We start from the raw sequence: 3,679 nt of genomic DNA on the forward strand, positions 1-3,679 counted from the left end.
TTGCACACGCGGAGCGTTCAAACCAGTCAAAGTCTTTCTCTGTCCAGGTTTTAGGCTTTTTCGGCAAGCCCTAAATAGTTTTAACCCAAGCGTATTGAGATACAACCGATCGCCCCTTCATTCATCTGCGTTCATCCCCGTTTATCTGCCTGCATCTGCGGTTCAAAAAAAGCGTGAAGCGAAGCTATCCCGAAGGGAATCGCCCTCAAAAAGAGCGATCGCCCTCACAAACAAATTATCCCTCATCCTCCGACTTTACAGGAGGACGCCCAGAAATCACAATAAACCCAACAGACTCAAGAGTCAGGTTTGGGCGGCGAATACCAGCTAAAACTGCTTGACTCAACAAACTTTCGGTATTGATTTCCTCAGCCAAAACCGATTCTAAAGCTTGTTCGGATTTAGAAAGTCGATTCAATCGCAACTGCAATTGATTCACCCGGTTTTCGAGTTGGATTGCAGCCGTGACAGCGGAAGTATTGCACATTTCCACAAAAGCCGATCGCCCGCGCAGCAATTCCTCCGATACCACCCGTCCCTTTTGGCAAAAATCATCCCATTCTAGCGGATCGACAAAACTGTCAATCAGCGACGTGCGATTTTTCGACAAATTGTAATCCCGATTCGGCCCGCCTTTCCCCTTATAATCCCGCTGCAAAATCGCCAGAAGTTCCGCATCTTCCACCAGAGACATTTCTTCGCTGCGAGCATCTACAAACACAGTTTCAAAGATTGGGAGAAACAGAGAATCAGCGCGGCGCTGCAAAGCTTTCAAGTTGTAATTTTCGATGTTTTGTGCTTGCAAAACTTGCTCGGCCGGCTGCACATCAGTCTGGATTGAATAATTAAACTGAAAGCCAAACCACTCCTTCCCGGGCTCCGCATCCCAACTTTCATCATTCCGCCACATCGCAAAAGCTTGACCGCGATCGTCCCAGCGAATATAAGAGCTAATTGCATCGATCAATCCCTCACCAATGCGGTAAAGAGCGACATCCGCATTCTGATAAGCAATGCGGCGATTGTAACTGCCATATTGCTGGCAATAAGGAACCAATCTGGTCATCAAATCGTTTGAGGGGATTAACGTTTTTTGAGTAGGTTTATAGCGCATCAACCCCGATACACTCGGATGTTCGATTTGTTTGAAGTGGAGGGCTTGACACAACCAACCTTCAGTAGCCCGCTGCATTTCTTTATGCTTAGCATCGCAGTTGTCGAGAGATTCAAAATACTGAGATGCGCTGTCATCAAGAGTATCAATTTCATCGAGAACGTACTGTTCGTCAATTTTGATTTTCTCTTGTGCGATTTCAGTTTTAATCGCTTCAATTTCGCTGGATAAGCCCTTGCCTCCCTCAGCAAACAACTTTTCTTCAAGTTTGAGAAGTTTTTCTTCAGCATAAAACTGAAGGCTGGCAATAGATTTGTTGAAGATATCAAACCCGTCTTTTAAAACTTGAAACCAAGCTTCGTGGGGACTCTCCGGCAAATCCGGGCCTGCAAACAAACAAAATTGCACTCCCATTTTGCTGCCAATGCGATCGACTCTGCCGAGTCTTTGTTCTAACTGGTTGGGAAACCACGGCAAATCGAAGTGAATTAACCAATCTGTTAATTGCAGATTTACGCCTGTTTCAGCCGATCGATCGCAAACTAAGATAAAACAATGGGGTTCAGTCTTAAACCGCTTGAGACTAGCCTCAACATCATCAGCCGATTTGCTCGTGTCATGGCTGGCGATCGCATTTTTACCAAAGATTTTCGCTAAATTTTCCGCAATCTCTTTACAAGTTGCCGTAAAACTGGTAAAAATCACAATTTTCGGGAAACGCTCGCCCGGAATCGGCCGTTTAATTTGCTGTTGAATTCTCGACAGCAAATCGCGAGGATTGCTGTGATACTCGCGCGGAACCTTCAAAGCCACTGCCAAAAATCGCAGAATGGCAATTCGTAACAAACTCAGTCGATCGAGTCCTTCCTGGGGCTTTTCCAGGGTGTTGAGCAAGGTTTCGAGTATTTCCCTTTCTTCGGGAAACAGCTCCGTTTTGGTCAAAATTGCCGTGTCATTTTGTCCGAATTCGCGATCGAGTTCAGGAGTCGATTTTTTCTGCAAACGAGCTTTGACAACCCGTTCTAAAACATTCAGCCAAGTACCGGAAGCGCGGAAAAACAGCAGAAAAATTCTCTGATATTCGCTCGACTTGGGAGCGACTGTGCGCCATTTATCGAGTACGGTTTGAATTTCCGCCCACTGTTCGTCATTCAAATCGTACTCAGTTTTAGGCACAGCATCTCGATCGAAAATCACATCTTCCACCGCATCCCGGCGGTTGCGAAGGATGCGGCGGTGCAGGCGGTAGGTATCGCTAACGTGAGTGCGAATAGTTCGGACAAGCCGCGCCTGTTCTGCGGTTTCTTTAGTTTTCAAACAACTTTCTAACTCTGTTGCTAATCCGATTAAATAATCATCTTTGGCAAAAATAGTGCGAAGTTGAGCGAGTTTTGTTTGCAAAACAGCAGGCTTGGCATTTTCTCGGAAATCCAGCAAAGCGCGACCGATTTCCTGACGGTTTTGCACCTGTTCTTTGAAATTTTCCAGGTCATCAAGACGGTAAGTTGTGGGATCTAGCAAGTGCAGCATCGTTAGAAAATCTTGCTCGCGGCCGAGAACTGGCGTTGCAGATAATAACAATACATTTTTGCTTTTCTGAGCTAGTTTCTGACAGAGTTCAAAGGACTGCTGCTGATTGCGATCGCTCGAATTTGCCATAGCCGCCACATCATGGGCTTCATCAACAATCAGAAAATCCAGGTTAGCGTTGCGGCTAACTTGATTGATTTCGCTAACAGCAACAAGCTGCACTCGATCGGCAAAATGAGACAAATAGAATTTATTTTCTAACTCTTGCCGCCACTGTTCGAGCAAGTATTTAGGAACCAGCACCACCGCACGTCCGTTGGGTTCATCTAGCAGAAATTGGCGGAGAATTGTGCCGGCTTCTACTGTTTTTCCGAGTCCTGGTTCGTCTGCCAATAAATAGCGCACGATTGGGTCTTCTAGGACGCGCCGGACGACTTCAACTTGGTGCGGATAGAGGTCTATGTTAGCAGAAATTAAACCGGTCATGCCGCGGCTGACGGCCCGCTGTTCGATCGCAGATTGAACGAATGCCAATCGGCGATCGTGAAAATACGGCGTTTCTTGGCCTTTGACTGCTAAAATGTCGATCGGATCGGCGATCGGGATATTGCAGCGAACGTAAAGTTCGGTTTCAACAGCTTGCAAACTTTGGCTGTCGGGGAGGTCAATTTCGTACTCTAATTTATCTTCATCCCAGTCATAAACTCGCCCGATTATCCATCTTTCCTGAGTGGTACTCCAGAGGTAGCAGCGGGTTTGGCGCTGAAGTCTCGCTTCTTGCAGCAAACCCAAGGCTACAGTTTTGCGGATGCGGTTTTTAACTGAGCAAAAATATTCAACTACCGCCTCGGTACGCGATAACTCGACAACTTTTCCGACTCCCAAATCGTTTCTGGGCGATCGAACTAACGAACCAACATCAATCATAATTTCAGCCTGACAATACTTACTAGATTACATTGACATCCTCCCACCACTAATTCGGAGTACCGAATATAGTGGGGGATTCCCAAGAATTCTTGGTTCGCAGTTCAT

At 46.3% G+C, this 3,679-nt stretch carries 1 protein-coding gene; it reads right to left on the reverse strand.

Annotated elements, in window-relative coordinates; all coding sequences use genetic code 11:
- Positions 1-235: 235 nt before the first annotated feature.
- Positions 236-3,571, reverse strand: coding sequence for a protein DpdE (gene dpdE, locus QUB70_RS31975; protein WP_332985815.1), 3,336 nt, complete (start codon positions 3,569-3,571; stop codon positions 236-238).
- Between the last annotated feature and the right edge of the window lie 108 nt (positions 3,572-3,679).

The organism is Microcoleus sp. A003_D6, assembly GCF_036702825.1.
Taxonomy (GTDB): Bacteria; Cyanobacteriota; Cyanobacteriia; order Cyanobacteriales; family Microcoleaceae; genus Microcoleus.